Below are 17,059 nucleotides of genomic sequence, written 5' to 3' on the forward strand. Positions count from 1 at the left end.
CTTACGGCTTCTATTATTTTTAATCTTCCAACGTCGACAAGTCACCTGTTGGCAAGTTAAGCTCCCATGCTTTCAACACGCGGCGCATAATTTTTCCGCTTCGAGTTTTCGGCAGTTTTTCGCAAAATTCTATTTCCCGTGGCGCTGCATGTGCTGCCAGCCCTTTTTTAACAAACTGGCGAATATCCTCTTTCAAATCTTCTGATGCTTCATAGCCGCTGCGCAATGCAACGAACGCTTTAATAATTTCTCCTCGAACAGGGTCCGGCTTGCCGATAACTCCAGCTTCCGCTACAGCAGGATGTTCAACAAGCTTGCTTTCTACTTCGAACGGTCCGACCCGTTCGCCGGAAGTCATAATGACGTCATCAACCCGTCCCTGGAACCAAAAATATCCATCTTCATCCATATAAGCGGAGTCTCCAGATACATACCAGTCGCCGATAAAATAAGATTCATATTTTTCAGGATTATTCCAAATTGCTTGCATCATGGAAGGCCAGCCTTTTTTAATTGCTAGATTCCCCATTCGGTTTGGAGGCAATTCATTTCCATGATCGTCAATAATTGCTGCTTTTACGCCGGGGATCGGCTTGCCCATTGATCCAGGCCGGATATCCATACACGGATAGTTGCAAATAAGATGCCCGCCTGTTTCCGTCATCCACCAAGTATCATGAATGCGCTTATTAAATACTTTCATTCCCCAGCGAATAACTTCAGGATTTAAAGGTTCTCCGACACTTAAAATATGGCGCAGAGAGCTTAAATTATATTTTTTCACCAATTCGTCTCCTGCACTCATCAGCATCCGAAACGCTGTTGGAGCGCTGTACCAGACAGTGACACCGTATTTTTCGATTGTTTCATACCAATAATCAGGGCTGAATCTGCCTCCAACAATAACATTTGTAACACCTAGGAGCCACGGACCAAAAATACCATAAACTGTTCCGGTTACCCATCCAGGGTCTGCCGTACACCAATAAATATCTTCTTCCTTCAAGTCAAGAACCCATTTTGCTGTTTGATAATGCTGAATCATCGCATTATGGACATGGAGAACGCCTTTCGGTTTTCCTGTTGATCCGGAAGTATAATGCAAAAGAAGTCCATCTCTCCGATCCACCCATTCAATTTCCAAATCTTTGCTTGCATTTTCAAAATGAGCAAAGAAATCGATTATTTTTCCTTCTTCTTTTACATCTTCTCCAACAACCACCACATGTTTGAGCGCAGGCAATTCATCAATTGGAACTCTTGGCAGCAGCTCTTTTGTTGTTACAATCACTTTTGCTTCACTATCTTCCAAACGATCCTTTACCGCGCTCTCCATAAACGCTTCAAATAAAGGACCTACAATAGCTCCCAGTTTAATTGCGCCCAAAATGACAAAATAAAGCTCTGGACTTCTAGGCATAAATACGAAAACCCGATCACCTTTTTGAAGGTCGGTATGCTGTTTTAAAACATTCGCAGCTTTATTGGAGAGCTCTTTCATCTCTTCAAACGTATACTTTTCGTCACGATTCGCATCGCGATAATAAAGTGCGACTTTATTTTTTTTGGCCCCATCTGCATGACGGTCAATCGCCTCATAAGCCGCATTGATTTTCCCAGTTTTACTCCATGAAAAATTCTCCTCTACTTCTTTCCAGTCAAAGCTTGCATATGCTTCCTCATAGTTTGCTAAGTTGTGGTTTCCTTTTATTGCTGGTAGCGCTTCCACTTTCATCGAAGTACCCCCCTAAAAATTAGTATATTTGTTTATCATTATATAACTTTTTATTCCATTTCGCAATTTTGTAAAAATTTTTTACAAAACAAATCCGATTATGTTCGACAATTCCTGTATAATATGAATAGGTTATTAGATTGGTAGGCGGTGTAATGAATGGAACATAAAAAAACATATCATGCCAAAGAAATTGAAACTCCAAATGGAACGGTGATTGTCGAAGGGCCAATTCCCCCCGATAAACTGGCAGGCTATAAATTTCATGAGGATTTAACAGCTTTCCGTCCTGCACCAAGGCAGCACAAAGCGCTTGTAGAAATTGCCAAGCTTCCTGAAGGACGGATTATTATTGCCAGAAAAGACGAAACAATCATTGGGTATGTTACATTTTTATACCCTGATCCTCTAGAACGATGGTCTGAAGGAAAGATGGAAAATTTAATTGAGCTAGGAGCCATTGAAGTGATTCCAGAATTTCGCGGATGTGAAATTGGAAAAAATTTATTGATTGTTTCGATGATGGATGATGCAATGGAAGATTACATCATTATTACAACGGAATATTATTGGCATTGGGATTTAAAGGGGACTGGCTTAAATGTTTGGGAGTATAGAAAAATGATGGAAAAAATGATGAATGCAGGCGGTCTTGAATGGTATGCAACAGATGATCCAGAAATTTGCTCTCATCCTGCAAACTGTCTAATGGTTCGTATTGGAAAAAGGGTAGATAACGAATCGATTCAGAAATTCGACCAATTAAGGTTTACAAACAGATTTTTGTATTAATCGCCATGCTATTCTTGGAAAGGGGATGGATAACATGATTATTGAAAAAATCATGCAAAAAAACGTACTCACGCTTTCTCCGGATCACTCGATCCAAGATGCTTTAAACTTAATTAAAAAAGCTAAAATCAAGCATATTCCGATCATCAGCGAAGAGAATACCCTTATTGGCATTATATCAGACAGAGATATTCGCGATGCTGCTCCCTCTATATTAAGTAAAAATGAAAAATTGGATGCGCTTTTAAACAAGCCAGTTAAAAACATTATGAAAACCGATGTCATAACCGGACACCCTCTTGATTTTGTTGAAGATGCTGCTACGATTTTTTATGAGCATAAAATCAGCTGCCTCCCCATTACTACAAATGGAAAGCTTGTCGGAATTATTACCAAAACAGATGTTTTGAATACGTTTGTAAAGTTGACTGGAGCCCATCAGCCCAGCTCCCGCATTGAAGTAAGAGTTCCCAATATAACCGGAATGCTTTCAGAAGTCGCAACAGTATTTCATAAAGGAAAAGTAAACATTTCCAGCGTTTTTGTGTATCCGGAAGAAAACGAAAAATTCAAAACACTAGTTTTTCGGGTGCAGACGATGAATCCAATGGGGCTTATTACTGAGCTTGAGAAAAAAGGTTATACCGTTGTATGGCCTCATATGATGGGGGAATAACATGAAAGACAGCGTGTTTATTTATTCCCCTTTATTTTTAAATTATAAATTTAGTAATAAGCACCCATTCAACCAGCTGCGAGTAGAATTAACAGTTGATTTGCTAAAAAAATTGAAAGCGCTTGAAGATGATGAAATAGTTGAACCAAGATTTGCAACAGATGAGGAGCTGGAGCTTATTCATGATGCCGGCTATATTCGTGCAGTAAAACAGGCAGGGGAAGGAAAGCTGTCTGAGCATGAAGCTTTAAACTACGGACTTGGTACGGAAGATACACCTATTTTTCAAAACATGCATCAGGCCAGTTCTCTTATTGTTGGCGCGACATTAACAGCAGTTGATCATGTCATGATGGAAAAATCGAAGCATGCCTTAAATTTAGGCGGAGGTCTTCATCACGGCTTCAGGGGGAAAGCGTCTGGATTTTGTATATATAATGACAGCGCAGTGGCGATTAAATATATTATCGAAAAATATGGGGCAAGGGTGCTGTACATTGACACGGATGCGCATCACGGAGATGGTGTTCAATGGTCGTTTTATGATGAGCCAAACGTTTGCACACTATCTATTCATGAAACTGGGCGATATTTATTTCCTGGGACAGGAACAGTTCATGAGCGGGGACAAGGTTCTGGATACGGTTTTGCCTTTAATATTCCGTTAGATGCATTTACCGAAGATGAATCATGGCTAAAAGTTTACAAAGAGGCCGTTACAGAAGTTGCAGAGTACTTTAAGCCTGATGTCATCGTCACTCAAAACGGAGCTGATGCCCACTATTTTGATCCACTAACTCATCTTCACGCCAGCATCAATATTTACCGGGAAATTCCGAAGCTTGCACATGAAATTGCCCACAGCTACTGCGATGGAAAATGGATAGCTGTCGGCGGAGGAGGCTACGATATTTGGCGGGTTGTTCCAAGAGCTTGGTCGCTCATTTGGCTGGAGATGAAAAATTTAAGCTGCAAAGCACAAGGGGCTCTTCCGAAAGAATGGCTGGAAAAATGGCAGGAGAAATCTCCCGTTGAATTAATCCCAACATGGGAAGATCCCGATCCGTTATATCAACCGATTCCAAGGAAAAAAGAAATTGAAGAAAAAAACAATCACACTCTTGAATTGGCTCTGCAATTCATCCGGCAGCAAAGGGAATATAATGCAAAAAAAAATGTTAACGGCCAAACTTTTTAAAAAAGCTTGGCCGTTTTTTCTTCAGCTTAAAAAGATTATGATTTTGTCGATTGCCGAATTTCAATACGATGCGGGAGTTCAACAATATGATTATCTACTCCCTCTTTGTTCATCAATTTTGTTAACAGGCGCATCGCAACCGCACCGATATCGTAAGACGGTTGGACAACGGTTGTTAATCGCGGACGAACCATAGTCGCCAAACGAGTATTGTCAAAGCCGATGACATCAAAATCTTTCGGAATTTCATAGCCTTTATCTTGAGCGGCATGAATCACGCCCAATGCCATTTCGTCCGTTCCAACAAAGATTGCAGTCGGTTTTGGCGACAGCTCCAACACTTTGTCAAATGCTTCAATCCCGGATTCGTAGGAATAATCTCCTTCTACTACAAATTGTTCATCGTATTGGAGTCCTGCCTCTTCAAGTGCACGTATGTATCCTTTAAGTTTTTTCACTTTATTCACAGGCTCTTCCATCGGCCCGGATACATAGGCAATATGTTTGTGTCCTTTATCGATTAAAAACTTAACCGCATCATAGGCTGCCTGTTCATAATTGATATTAACAGAAGGCAGTTCATTGTTCTCATCAAAAGTTGATGCAAGCACAATAGGAACCGGTGAACGTTTAAATTCTTCCACATGCTCCTCTGTAATATTGCCGCTCATAAATACAATTCCATCCACTTGTTTCCCTAAAAGGGTGTTAAGCAAATGCAATTCTTTTTCTTTATTTTGGTCAGAATTGCTTAAAATAATATTATATTTATACATCGTTGCGATGTCTTCAATCCCGCGAGCCAATTCTGAATAAAATGTGCTTGATACATCCGGTATAACAACACCTACAGTCGTCGTCTTTTTGCTAGCCAGCCCTCTTGCGACCGCATTTGGCCGATAGCCGAGACGCTCAATCGCTTCCAATACTTTCTTTCTAGTTGTCGGCTTTACATTCGGGTTGCCGTTTACAACTCGTGAAACTGTCGCCATTGAAACGTTCGCTTCACGTGCAACATCATATATCGTCACATTATTCATGATCAACACTCCTCATCTAAATGATCTATATCAAATAAATAACAGTCTCTTCCGTATAACTCTTATCATACGATACAAAGCATTCGTCCGCAATGTGCTTGGCGTGTTTTCTTATATTTTTACCTTTTTCGTTAAAAAAATATGTTCATTAAAGTATATCCTTCATTAAATAATGTAAACGATCTACGCAAAAAAAGGAACCTTAAAAGGCTCCTTTTTTAAAAAATAGACGATATTCAATTAGGCATTTACTTTCGCTAATGGTCTTAATTCAGAAATAAACTGATTGAATTGCTCAATATTCATTTGCTGCGCAGAATCTGACAAAGCTACTTCCGGATCCGGATGAACTTCAGCCATAATACCGTCTGCCCCAATAGCAAGAGCAGCTTTTGCAGCAGGAATTAGAAGGTCTTTCCGGCCTGTTGAATGAGTGACATCAACTAATACAGGCAAATGTGTTTCCTGTTTTAAAATCGGAACTGCTGTAATGTCCAGCGTGTTTCTTGTAGCGCGTTCATACGTGCGAATTCCGCGTTCACAAAGAATGATTTGATCGTTACCTCGAGAAATAATGTATTCCGCAGCATTCATAAATTCTGATAACGTTGCAGAAAGACCGCGTTTTAACAATACAGGCTTGCGAACAGATCCTGCTGCTTTTAACAATTCAAAGTTTTGCATGTTCCGTGCCCCGATTTGGATGACATCGATGTAATCAAGGGCCACATCAATATCTTGAGGCGACACAATTTCACTAATAACTGCCATATCAAACTCATCAGCAATTCTTTTTAAAATTTTTAAGCCTTCAATGCCTAAACCTTGGAAATCATATGGTGATGTTCTAGGTTTAAATGCACCGCCTCTTAGCAGCTTCAAGCCTTGTTTCTTCGCTGCTTCCGCAACAGCAGCTACTTGCTCATAGCTTTCTACCGCACAAGGACCGACAACAAAGTATTGGCTGCCATCCCCGATTTTTTCGCCTTTGACGTCAACGATTGTATTCTCTTTCTTTTTCTTTCTTGATACTAACAATGCTTTGCGATGATCGTCCTCTTGAAGCTCTAATGCCGCTTTAAATATTTCCTTAAAAATATGCTGTAAAGTGGAATCTTCAAATGGACCATTATTATGTTCTTTTATCAAATCGAGCATTTTTCGTTCACGGACAGGATCATATCGGTTAACTCCTTGCGCTTCTTTCGCTTTCCCAATTTCTTGAACAAGCTTGCCTCGCTCGTTAATTAATTTTAAAATTTGCAAATTGATTTCATCAACCCGTTCCCTAAGCGCTTCTAATTCTGTATTGCTCATTTTTTCCACCCTTTCACATCCGTCAAAATTTTAAGCATTTGATTTTAATTAGGGTTTATTATAAACCATATTCCTTGAAATGTCACTAAAAATTTCTTTATCGATTAAACGCTTTTAAGCGGTAAAGCGTTTATTTTTTTCAAAATATTTTCTTCAGTTCTTCACAAGTCATTTCCCAATGATCATCATGCCAGATAAAATTATTATACAATATTTGGGGGATTTATGTTTCATTTATGTTATGTTTCTGTTATGGAATCGGACAATTCTTGTACATGTAAACTAAATGATTAGGGCTTTGGCAATCAGCAGCAAAAGCTTAAAATTCTTGAAAACCTTGCCGGCTGATGGACTTGTAACACTGTTCGAAAAATATTCCCCATGAAAATTTTCACGCTCTTTTCCTCTATTCGCTGCCTATTTTCCTGTAAACGAAAATCATCGGCTTGTTTGCCGATGATGATTGTCTTGCCAAACCTATGACTTTGTTTCTTTATTGTTTTCGCTTTGAAGCTCTTCATCTGAGGCTTGTGAAGTGTCAGTCAAATTTTCTGTTTTCTGACTTTGTTCGTCGTCAAGCTCGGTGTCAGCGGAATCTGAAGGATTTTCTTTTTCAGAAATTTCATTTTCATTGCTTCGTTCCTTTATTTTTTTTACCAAGCCCTCAGACTGCTCTTGGATTTTCTGTTGAATATTTTGTGATTTTTCTTTTGCCAAGCTGATAAACTGTACTCCTTTTTCATATGCTTCGCTTGTAATTTTTGATGTTTTTTCCTTCACTTTTCCCGCCTGATCATTAAAATTTTCGCGAAGCTCTTTTCCTGACTTTGGCGTAAGCAATAATGCGGAAGCTGCCCCAACAACAGCGCCTATAATAGAACCTATTATGAACCCTTTTTTATTCGTGCTTTTTTTTGACATGTTTGCGCCTCCTGTTTTTTAAGTAAAATTAATTAATCAGGTTGCTTCTTTGATCGTTTTCTCTTCTTTACTTTATCAATCAATTCCATCACAGCATTTGTCCACTGGATGGCTTGAGCAACTTTTTCTTCATTTTTTTCCAATTGTCCAGTTACACTCGCTGAAACTTTTTTCATAGACCGATTAAATTGTTGAATGGATGTTCCAATCTCTTTTACGGCATCCACCACTGAGTTGACCTTCTCAGATTTTTTCTGAATGTCTTCCGCCAATTGGTTTGTTTTATGAAGCAAATCTGTTGTTTCTTTTGTAATGCCCTCCACCTGCTTTTCAAGGCCCGCAAGCGTCCCGGCTACTTGATCGAGTGTAATGCGCAGAGATTTTAATGTTTTGGCTAAATAAACAACTAACACTGTAAAAGCTACGGCTATTAGCGCAATGCTTGCATATAATATGAATTCCAACTGCTGCACCTCCAAGTAAAACCAATAATACAATTCCCTAATTTTTCGGAATGCAAACATAAAATCTGCAATCATTTATCTATTCGACATTTTGTCAATTGAATCCTTTCGATCATATCAAAAATAGAACAAGTTTTAAATCCAATCAGGAAACGCTACAATATTATTGTATAACGAAAAAAAAGGAGGCCGGCAAGTTGAAAGATCCAAGAATCGAAAAATTGGCAAAAATTTTAATTCATTATTCATGCCAACTGCAAAAAGGCGAAAAAGTGCTTATTGAAAACTTTGGTCTTGAGAAAGAGCTTGTGATTGCTCTCATCCGCGAGGCTTACAAAGCTGGCGGGCATCCGTTTGTTTCCATTAAAGATCATCAAATAAACCGAGCTTTATTGCTTGGAGGACAAGAAGAACAATTCGAAATGATGGCTGATTTCGAAGCAAATGTCATGAAAGAAATGGACGCATACATAGGCCTCAGATCAGGCAAAAACATTAATGAATTTGCTGACGTTCCAGAAGAAAAAATGAAGCTGGAAGGCAGAACAATCGGGCAAAAGGTGCATCGTGAAATCCGCGTTCCGAAAACAAAATGGGTGGTTCTCAGATACCCGAATGAATCCATGGCACAGCTTGCAAAAATGAGCACAGAAGCGTTTGAAGACTTTTATTTTAATGTCTGCACTCTTGATTACGAAAAAATGGATAAAGCGATGGATGCGCTTGTTGAACTGATGAACAAAACTGACAAAGTACATATTAAAGGTCCTGGCACTGATTTGACTTTTTCAATCAAAGATATTCCTGCGATTAAATGTGCAGGACGCATGAATATTCCTGACGGTGAAGTATTTACAGCGCCTGTTAAAAATTCTGTGAACGGTACCATTACGTTTAATACGCCTTCTCCGTACCAAGGATTTACATTTGAAAATGTTCGGTTAACATTTAAAGACGGAAAAATCATTGATGCGTCAGCTAATGATACAAAACGATTAAACAGCATTTTGGATACAGATGAAGGAGCAAGATATATCGGTGAATTCGCCATCGGTGTCAATCCATACATCCTTCACCCGATGCAGGACATTCTGTTTGACGAAAAAATCGCTGGAAGCTTCCACTTTACGCCAGGGCAATGCTACGATGAAGCGTATAATGGTAACCATTCCAATATCCACTGGGATTTGGTCGTCATTCAGCGTCCGGAATATGGAGGCGGAGAAATTTATTTTGACGACGTATTGATCCGAAAAGACGGACTGTTTGCCATTCCGGAATTGGAGCAGCTAAATCCTGAGAATTTAAAATAGTGCATTCTTCGCTATAAAAACAAAACGACTGTAACATTTTTTGTTACAGTCGTTTTGTTTTAAACACACAGCTTTTCATAGGCATCTTGATATTTTTGAATATCTCCTGCACCCATGAATAAAATAACGCTGCTTTCATGCTTTTTCAAAACTTTAATGTTCGTCTCATCGATTAACTCTGAATGTTCAATTTGCGCCTGCAAATCTTTAATCGTGAGGTTCCCTATGTTTTCACGGGCAGAGCCAAAAATTTCGCATAAGTATACTTTGTCAGCGCTTTTTAAACTATCCGCAAACTCATTAAGAAATGACTGTGTTCTTGAAAAGGTATGAGGCTGAAAAACAGCAACAATTTCCCGGTCAGGATATTTTTGCCGCGCAGCTTCAATTGTTGCTTTTATTTCCGTAGGATGATGGGCGTAATCGTCAATCAGCACTTGTCCTCCGAAATTTTTGGCGCTGAATCTTCTTTTTACGCCTTTAAACGTTTTGACGCGCTCCTGAATAACATCAATTCCAATATTTTCGTATTGGCATAACGTAATAACCGCCAGCGCATTTAGAACGTTGTGATCCCCGAATGCAGGAATTTCAAACGTGCCGTAAAACGTATTCCGAATATATACATCAAATACAGTTCCCGTTGTGCTTTTCACCACATTTCTCGCTTGAAAATCGTTTTCCTCATGAAAACCGTAATATAATACCGGAACTTTCGCCTGTATTTCCTGTAAACGCTCATCATCTCCGCAAGCGATAATTCCTTTTTTCACTTGTAAAGCCATTTGCTGAAAGGCTGAAAAAACATCATCCAGATCACGATAATAATCAGGGTGGTCAAAATCAATGTTCGTCATAATCGCATAATCCGGATGATAGGATAGAAAATGGCGCCGGTATTCACATGCTTCAAAGACAAAATATTTGCTGTTTTGAACTCCTTTTCCAGTTCCGTCTCCAATCAAGTATGAGGTAGGAAAAGCACCTTGCATAACATGAGACAGCAAACCGGTTGTAGATGTTTTACCGTGCACGCCAGTTACCGCTATGCTTGTGAATTTGTTCATCAATTCCCCTAAAAATTTGTGATAGCGGTAAACCGGCAATTGAAGTCTCTTTGCTTCTTCAATCTCCTCGTGTGTATCTGGAAAAGCATTACCAGCTATTACAGTTAAACCAGGGTGAATGTTATTTTTCGAAAAAGGAAATATTTGAATTCCCCGTTCCTCCAAGCCTTTTTGTGTAAAAATATATTTTTCAATATCAGATCCTTGTACATTTTCATTCATATCATGAAGGATTTGAGCTAAAGCACTCATCCCTGTTCCTTTTATGCCAACAAAATGATAAGCAGTCATATAAGAACCTCCAACAATCGTCTATCTGTAAAATAATATATGACGAATGACTAGTTTTGCAACTATAATATTTATTTCCTGCAAGCTTCATAACGCAATATTGTATACTTTTAGTGTTTCCTAATTGAAAGCAACGTATATCGTTTTAAATCGGCATTGCCAAAATCAGCCCAACATTTTAATAATATCATGTTCAGTACATCTCAACTACTCTCTTTTATTGTTTTCAATTGTTCTTCTGACACTAGCACGTCTCGCGGCTTGCTTCCTTTCGGCGGGGAAATGATCCCTTGCTCCTCCATTAAATCAATCAATCTGGCCGCTCTATTATAACCGATTCGAAAACGGCGTTGAAGACTTGAAGCCGAAGCATGCCCCTGCTCTACAACAAACTCGCAGGCTTCATAAAAAAGATCATCTTCTTCTGCTTGGAAATTTGTTTTCGCAAGCAATTCCTCTTGTTTAAACAAATAATTGGGCGCCATCTGGTTTTTTACATGGTGAACGACGCGATCAATTTCATCATCAGAAACAAAAGTTCCTTGAACTCTTACCGGTTTTGCAGAACCGTTTTCTAAAAACAGCATGTCTCCTCTTCCTAGGAGTCTTTCTGCACCGGAAGTATCAAGAATCGTTCTTGAATCTATTTGCGATGATACGGAAAATGCTATTCTTGTAGGAATATTCGCCTTTATTAAACCGGTTATAACATCAACAGACGGTCTTTGTGTGGCAATTAATAAATGGATGCCGCAAGCTCTCGCTTTTTGGGCAATCCGGCAAATCGCCTCCTCCACATCGTTCGGCGAAACCATCATTAAATCAGCGAGCTCGTCAATCACAATCACGATGTACGGCAATCGTTTCTCCTTTTCCTTGTCGCCGACTCGTTCATTAAATTTCTCGATATCTCGAACGCCTACATGGGCAAATAATTCATACCTTCTTTCCATTTCATCTACCGCCCATTTCAGTGCAGCAGTAGCTGCTTTTACATCCGTAATAACAGGGCTGACGAGATGAGGTATGCGGTTATACGGTGCAAGCTCCACCATTTTTGGATCAATGAGGAGCATTTTCACATCATTTGGAGTTGCTTTATAGAGCAGGCTGACTAAAATCGTATTGATACAAACGCTTTTTCCTGACCCTGTAGCTCCCGCAATCAAACCATGCGGCATTTTTTTCAAATCCGTCACAATCGGCTCCCCTGAAATGCTGAGGCCCAGAGCAACCGTTAACGGAGAGCGGTTGGCTTGAAAAGCTTTCGACCGTAAAATCTCTCTTAAAAAAACCGTTTTGCTTTTCCGGTTTGGCACCTCAATCCCTATTGTGTTTTTCCCCGGTATCGGAGCCTCAATCCGGATGTCTTTTGCAGACAAGCTTAATTTAATATCGTCTATCAAGTTAGTTATCTTGCTCACTTTTACGCCGGGTTCAGGGTGAACCTCAAACCTCGTGACGGAAGGTCCTTGTGACACATTGACCACTTTTGCATTGACATGAAAATTTTGCAGCGTAAGATCGAGCAAATTCTTTTGCTTTTCTATCCACTGATCATCCGCTTCTTCCTCAAACGGCTGAACGTTCAGGAGGGTGAGCGGCGGAAACAAATAATTTTGCCGTTTTTCCTTTACTTCAAGCTTTCGTTTATCTTGCCCAAACATAATGACATTATATGGAATAATTGTCTTTTCGTTTTGATTTGATGAAAGCTTTCCTCTGGAAACAGGCTTTCGTCTGTCATCGGACTTTTTCTCTAAATGCTTTGGATCCGCTTCCTGTTTTAGGCTCGTCTCCTGTTTTGGACCCTCCTCCTGATTTAGATCTGTTCCTTGTTTTAGATCTGTCTCCTGTTTTAGATTCGTCCCCTGCTTTAGAACTGTCTCTTGTTTTAGATCCGTCTCCTGATTTAGACCTGTCCACTGTTTTAGTTTCGTCTCTTGCTTTGATCCCGTCTCCTGGTTTAGATCCGTCCACTGTTTTAGATTCATCTCTTGATTTGGATCCGTCTCCTGATTTAGACCTGTCCACTGTTTTAGATTCGTCTCTTGCTTTGATTCCGTCTCCTGGTTTAGATCCGTCCACTGTTTTAGTTTCGTCTCTTGCTTTGATCCCGTCTCCTGGTTTAGACCTGTCCACTGTTTTAGATTCGTCTCTTGCTTTGATCCCGTCTCCTGGTTTAGATCCGTCCACTGTTTTAGATTCGTTTCTTGCTTTGATTCCATCTCCTGGTTTAGATCCGTCCACTGTTTTAGATTCGTCTCTTGCTTTGATTCCGTCTCCTGGTTTAGACCTGTCCACTGTTTTAGATTCGTCTCTTGCTTTGAATCCATCTCCTGGTTTAGACCTGTCCACTGTTTTAGATTCGTCTCTTGCTTTGAATCCATCTCCAGCTTTGAAGCCTCGACCGATTGAGCTTCCTCAGCTTCCCGCTGTTTATCCTCCGAAGGCGGTGCTGTTATTTCAAGATATGAATCCTCAGCTTCGTGATCTTGTGTTTTTAATATTTCTTTTTCATAATCGTTTTCATATTCTATCATTTCATTTATTTCTATTTCTTCTGCTGCAGCAAACTCCCTTTGCACTTCTTTTTGTTTTTCCAGATCATTGATGAAAATATCATGTACGTCTATGTCCGTCTGTTGCTGATATTGCTCTTCAATTTTTTTGAAAAATAAATCATCTCTATTCCTTGGTCCAAATCCAAAAATCGGTGAAGGGATTTCCGTTGGCTGAAAAGATTTTCTTTCCTTTTGTGCGCCTTGTGCACTATTCAGTCGAGACTGCTTGCGTTCAGAAGATGTTTTTGCTTTTGATTTTGCCGCATTCGCTGGGCGTCTCGTTTCTCGCAATGTTTCATCATCGGATATTAGCGGAAACCGAAAGTTTCCTTTCGGATATTGATATGTAACTCTAGCTTGCATCTCTAATCTATCGTCAGTTAATGATTGATCTTTTATTTTTTCAGTAGAATTGTTTTTATCTATCTTTCTTTCATATTCCTCTTCCTGATTATCGAAAAACAACCGCAACAGTTTTGACAACCAGCTCATCTATGATCACTCTTTCATTCATACTAATCTCATCCTATATTTTATCAATAAAAATACTTTTTGGAAGTTTAAAAAGCAATGACAAACATTAATATTATATTGCTAAAATCACAGATTTAAAAATAAATAAGACTCCCTGTATAAACAAGGAGTTTATTCTTTATTTTTTATATTTTCGATATACATAATTCGTTCAATCAGAGGCGGATGATCGTAACGTAAAAATTTCACTATTTTCGGCGGATTTATTTCGCTGCGGCTAAATTTCGCCAAATGTTGAAATGTTTTTACAGCTGCTTCCTCATTTTTTGTCATTTCAATTGCATATAAATCCGCCTGTTTCTCTTGATACCTTGATACTATGCCGGATATAGGGCTTGAAGCGAACGATAACATCCCCAGCAGCAAAAGAAATAGAGGAAGCGACGACAATTCACGTATAGATTGAATGTTCAGCCTTTTCCCCCATCGATTTGTACAAAAAATCATTAACCGATGAATGATATATAAACCTGCCAAGGAAAGAAGCAAATACCCGGCTATTCCGATATAGATGTGCTTCATCACATAATGTCCCATCTCATGAGCCATAATGAATAATATTTCATCTTCGCTTAATTTATTTAACGTCGTATCCCACAAAACGATTCTCGAATTTGATCCTATTCCTGTCACATAGGCGTTCAACGCATTTGTTTTGGTGGACATATCCACTTCATACACATGCTCCGCGGGAATATCTGCTTTGGAAGCTAGCTGTAAAATTTCTTCCTCCAGCTTTTTATTTTTCAACGGGTAAAAATCGTTGTACAGCGGATCAATGATTACCGGCTGAATAAACATTATAAACAATGTGAATGGTATCGATGCAAACCATGCCCAAAGCCACCAGCGCTTTTCAAATTTTCGAATAATGATGTATAGAAACGTGACGACAACCGCCATTAAAACATAATTCACAAGAAAATCGGTCACTTCATCCTTCAGCCACGAGTTCAACGTCTGGGTCGAGATTTGAAAATCCTTTGACAGTTTATAGTTCAGCCAGCTGACAGGTAATGTTAGTAAAGTGACAAGCAATGACAGCCAAAAATAGTATAAAGCTGTTTGGACTATAAAAAAACGGGATGCTGTTTCCGCCCATTGCTGAAATGTTTTTGAAATCCCAAAGCTTAGCACAATAAAAAAGATGATCCACTCTAACGGAATGGATATGAAAAATAACAAATTTTTCAATTGTGAATAATTTTCTGACAGCTGCAGCTCCTCTGCCGTTAAAAACGTTTTCGGATCAGCAGCAGTACCTTCAATTCCCTTCGGCAGCTCATAACCCGTCCAGAAGAATAAATAGAAGTATAAAACCAAACCGTAAACTGCATATAATAAAATGATCGTTAGAAGACTCTTTTTCAAGCCGAATACCCCCTTGAGCTTAACTCCCTCCTTTAGTAGTTTAGATAAAAAAACATCGTAATAGAACTGCTTTTCCAAAATATTTAGAAAAAGAAGCTGTAAAAAGATAAAACGGCAATTGAACACATAACTACAAAAAAGACGTTGGCTCCGAAATAAGCAGCAATGAACGCTGTAAATGCACCGACTGCTCCAAACAGGAAATCCTCGTGAATAAAAAAGACCGAGGGCACGATCAATGCACCTAATGTTGCATATGGTACATTTTTTAATACATTTTGCCAAAACGGAGGGAGATGTAATTGACTGAAAATAACAAAAGGAAGCATTCGCGGTATGTATGTCACAACGCCCATTCCGATAATCAACCAAAATATTTGGCTATTCATCTTGCTGCACCTCTAATTTTCTAAAGATACATTCCACAACAACGGAAGAAAATAAGGACGACAATGCAATAGACCAGCCTATAGACAGCCGTCCGGTCGTCAATAAAACGGAATTTATCACTGCAGATAATAAAGCTAGTACGATAATTTTCCGATGTTTTTTTAATGAAGGAACCAATAAGCCGATGAATAGGGCATATAGAGCAATTCCCATGCTTTCCTGTAAGAAAGCGGGCAAATTTTCTCCAACTATATAACCGATTCCAGAATTGATCACCCAGCTGCTATATGCCATCAAGCATAGTCCAAACATATATGGTGCTGTGACCATTTCCTGTCTGACAGCCGCAACTGCATATGTTTCATCTGTTACACCAAAGCCGTACAGAGCTTTTATCCAAATGGAGTCTTTCTCCACTTTCTCATTTAATGATGCTGACATAAGGAAATGGCGGATGTTTACAATGAAAGTTGTCATAATAATTTCCCAAGCACCAACATGCGCAGCAATTAGGCTTAATGACATATATTGAGCCGCTCCTGCAAAAACGATTGCGCTCATCATCACCGTTTCCGCAATCGAAAGTCCCGTTCTTTCAGCAAGAAGGCCGAAAGCGATGGCAACGGGGAAATAGCCGATGGCAATGCTGATTCCTGCTTGAATGCCTTGGATTAATTCCGATTTATATTTTGCCAATGCTGTCGAATGCAATCGGAATCACCTCCATTTCTAGTTTTCCGGATAATAAATGATCACATAATATTTAACTTTTTGATCCGTTATATTTTTATAATCATGCTTTTTGTCCGCTGCAAATCGGATCGCTTCCCCTTCGCGAACAACATAAGAACATCCATCAATTACAATTTCTAAAGCTCCCTTTTGAATGATCAAAATTTCTTGCACCCCGCGCGCATGTTCATCCGATTGATGGACATGTCCAGGCTCTAAATGTGCTTCAAACACCTCAAACGGCTTGCCGATTTCAAACGTAAACATCGGGTATACTTTATACCTTTCATCATCATCAGATATAGCCGGTATGTTTGATAAAGATATTTTTTGAACGCTTGGCGCCTCCTCCTTCATCAAAGCGGAAAATGATACATGAAGTCCGTTCGCTATTTTCCACAGCGTGGTAACAGTCGGATTCGCTTCCCCTCTTTCAATTTGTGCCAGAATCGCTTTGGAAACGCCTGTCTTTTCAGACACCTTGTCGAGGCTTAGCGCCATCCTTTTTCGGATTTTACAAAAATTTTCCCCAATAATTTGCTGAATCGGCTTCATGTTTTCCTCCTTTTTTATGTTTTGTTTATTATTTCATACATTTGTTTTATATATTGAACAAAATTGCATTTAAAAACCTCTCCCCTGAATGGAAAGAGG

The 17,059-nt window shown here is 39.3% G+C and carries 15 protein-coding genes; 4 read left to right on the plus strand and 11 right to left on the minus strand.

Features of this window, described 5'->3' with window-relative positions; genetic code table 11:
* Positions 1-19: 19 nt before the first annotated feature.
* Entirely contained in the window at positions 20-1,735 is a 1,716-nt protein-coding gene (gene acsA, locus NSR00_RS08805; protein ID WP_063387341.1) for an acetate--CoA ligase, read from the minus strand.
* A 159-nt stretch (positions 1,736-1,894) separates the two neighbouring features.
* Between acsA and NSR00_RS08810 the strand changes: the two genes are divergently transcribed.
* The 3 genes from NSR00_RS08810 to NSR00_RS08820 are packed head-to-tail and all read left to right on the plus strand — an operon-like array spanning position 1,895 to position 4,401.
* Positions 1,895-2,527, plus strand: a complete 633-nt coding sequence (locus NSR00_RS08810; protein WP_066248879.1) for a GNAT family N-acetyltransferase — start codon at positions 1,895-1,897, stop codon at positions 2,525-2,527.
* Between the two features lie 34 nt (positions 2,528-2,561).
* Positions 2,562-3,203 (plus strand): acetoin utilization AcuB family protein, encoded by a 642-nt coding sequence (locus tag NSR00_RS08815; protein ID WP_340788175.1) that lies wholly within the window; start codon positions 2,562-2,564, stop codon positions 3,201-3,203.
* A gap of 1 nt (position 3,204) precedes the next feature.
* Positions 3,205-4,401: an acetoin utilization protein AcuC gene (locus NSR00_RS08820; protein ID WP_063387338.1), complete on the plus strand. Its 1,197-nt coding sequence runs from the start codon at positions 3,205-3,207 to the stop codon at positions 4,399-4,401.
* Between the two features lie 35 nt (positions 4,402-4,436).
* Here NSR00_RS08820 and ccpA read toward each other — a convergent pair whose 3' ends face one another.
* The 4 genes from ccpA to NSR00_RS08840 form a co-directional block, all read right to left on the minus strand.
* Entirely contained in the window at positions 4,437-5,441 is a 1,005-nt protein-coding gene (gene ccpA / locus NSR00_RS08825; RefSeq protein WP_340788177.1) for a catabolite control protein A, read from the minus strand.
* 240 nt (positions 5,442-5,681) lie between these two features.
* A complete protein-coding gene (locus NSR00_RS08830; protein WP_063387336.1) occupies positions 5,682-6,758 on the minus strand; it encodes a bifunctional 3-deoxy-7-phosphoheptulonate synthase/chorismate mutase in 1,077 nt (358 codons plus the stop codon).
* Between the two features lie 477 nt (positions 6,759-7,235).
* Positions 7,236-7,679 carry a YtxH domain-containing protein gene (locus NSR00_RS08835; RefSeq protein ID WP_063387335.1) on the minus strand — a complete coding sequence of 148 codons (444 nt, stop codon included), beginning with the start codon at positions 7,677-7,679 and terminating at the stop codon, positions 7,236-7,238.
* A gap of 32 nt (positions 7,680-7,711) precedes the next feature.
* On the minus strand, positions 7,712-8,143 hold the full coding sequence (locus tag NSR00_RS08840) for a DUF948 domain-containing protein (RefSeq protein WP_340788179.1): 432 nt from the start codon (positions 8,141-8,143) through the stop codon (positions 7,712-7,714).
* Between the two features lie 197 nt (positions 8,144-8,340).
* Between NSR00_RS08840 and NSR00_RS08845 the strand changes: the two genes are divergently transcribed.
* Positions 8,341-9,456 carry an aminopeptidase gene (locus NSR00_RS08845; protein WP_340788180.1) on the plus strand — a complete coding sequence of 372 codons (1,116 nt, stop codon included), beginning with the start codon at positions 8,341-8,343 and terminating at the stop codon, positions 9,454-9,456.
* 59 nt (positions 9,457-9,515) lie between these two features.
* Here the strand turns inward: NSR00_RS08845 and murC are convergent, their stop codons facing one another.
* From murC to NSR00_RS08875, 6 genes are all read right to left on the minus strand, one after another.
* A complete protein-coding gene (gene murC, locus NSR00_RS08850) occupies positions 9,516-10,814 on the minus strand; it encodes a UDP-N-acetylmuramate--L-alanine ligase (RefSeq protein WP_063387332.1) in 1,299 nt (432 codons plus the stop codon).
* 203 nt (positions 10,815-11,017) lie between these two features.
* Positions 11,018-13,870 carry a DNA translocase FtsK gene (locus NSR00_RS08855; protein WP_340788183.1) on the minus strand — a complete coding sequence of 951 codons (2,853 nt, stop codon included), beginning with the start codon at positions 13,868-13,870 and terminating at the stop codon, positions 11,018-11,020.
* A 153-nt stretch (positions 13,871-14,023) separates the two neighbouring features.
* Entirely contained in the window at positions 14,024-15,283 is a 1,260-nt protein-coding gene (locus NSR00_RS08860; protein WP_340788185.1) for a M48 family metallopeptidase, read from the minus strand.
* Between the two features lie 83 nt (positions 15,284-15,366).
* Positions 15,367-15,672 (minus strand): AzlD domain-containing protein, encoded by a 306-nt coding sequence (locus NSR00_RS08865; protein ID WP_066248892.1) that lies wholly within the window; start codon positions 15,670-15,672, stop codon positions 15,367-15,369.
* Entirely contained in the window at positions 15,665-16,384 is a 720-nt protein-coding gene (locus tag NSR00_RS08870) for an AzlC family ABC transporter permease (protein ID WP_094244637.1), read from the minus strand. The genes NSR00_RS08865 and NSR00_RS08870 overlap by 8 nt, the downstream gene beginning before the upstream one ends.
* An 18-nt stretch (positions 16,385-16,402) precedes the next feature.
* The gene (locus tag NSR00_RS08875; RefSeq protein ID WP_339193237.1) at positions 16,403-16,960 is read right to left on the minus strand and encodes a helix-turn-helix domain-containing protein; all 558 of its coding nucleotides are present in this window, start codon (positions 16,958-16,960) and stop codon (positions 16,403-16,405) included.
* Positions 16,961-17,059: the final 99 nt, after the last annotated feature.

This window comes from Aeribacillus sp. FSL K6-8394 (genome assembly GCF_038008865.1).
Lineage (GTDB): Bacteria > Bacillota > Bacilli > Bacillales > Aeribacillaceae > Aeribacillus > Aeribacillus composti.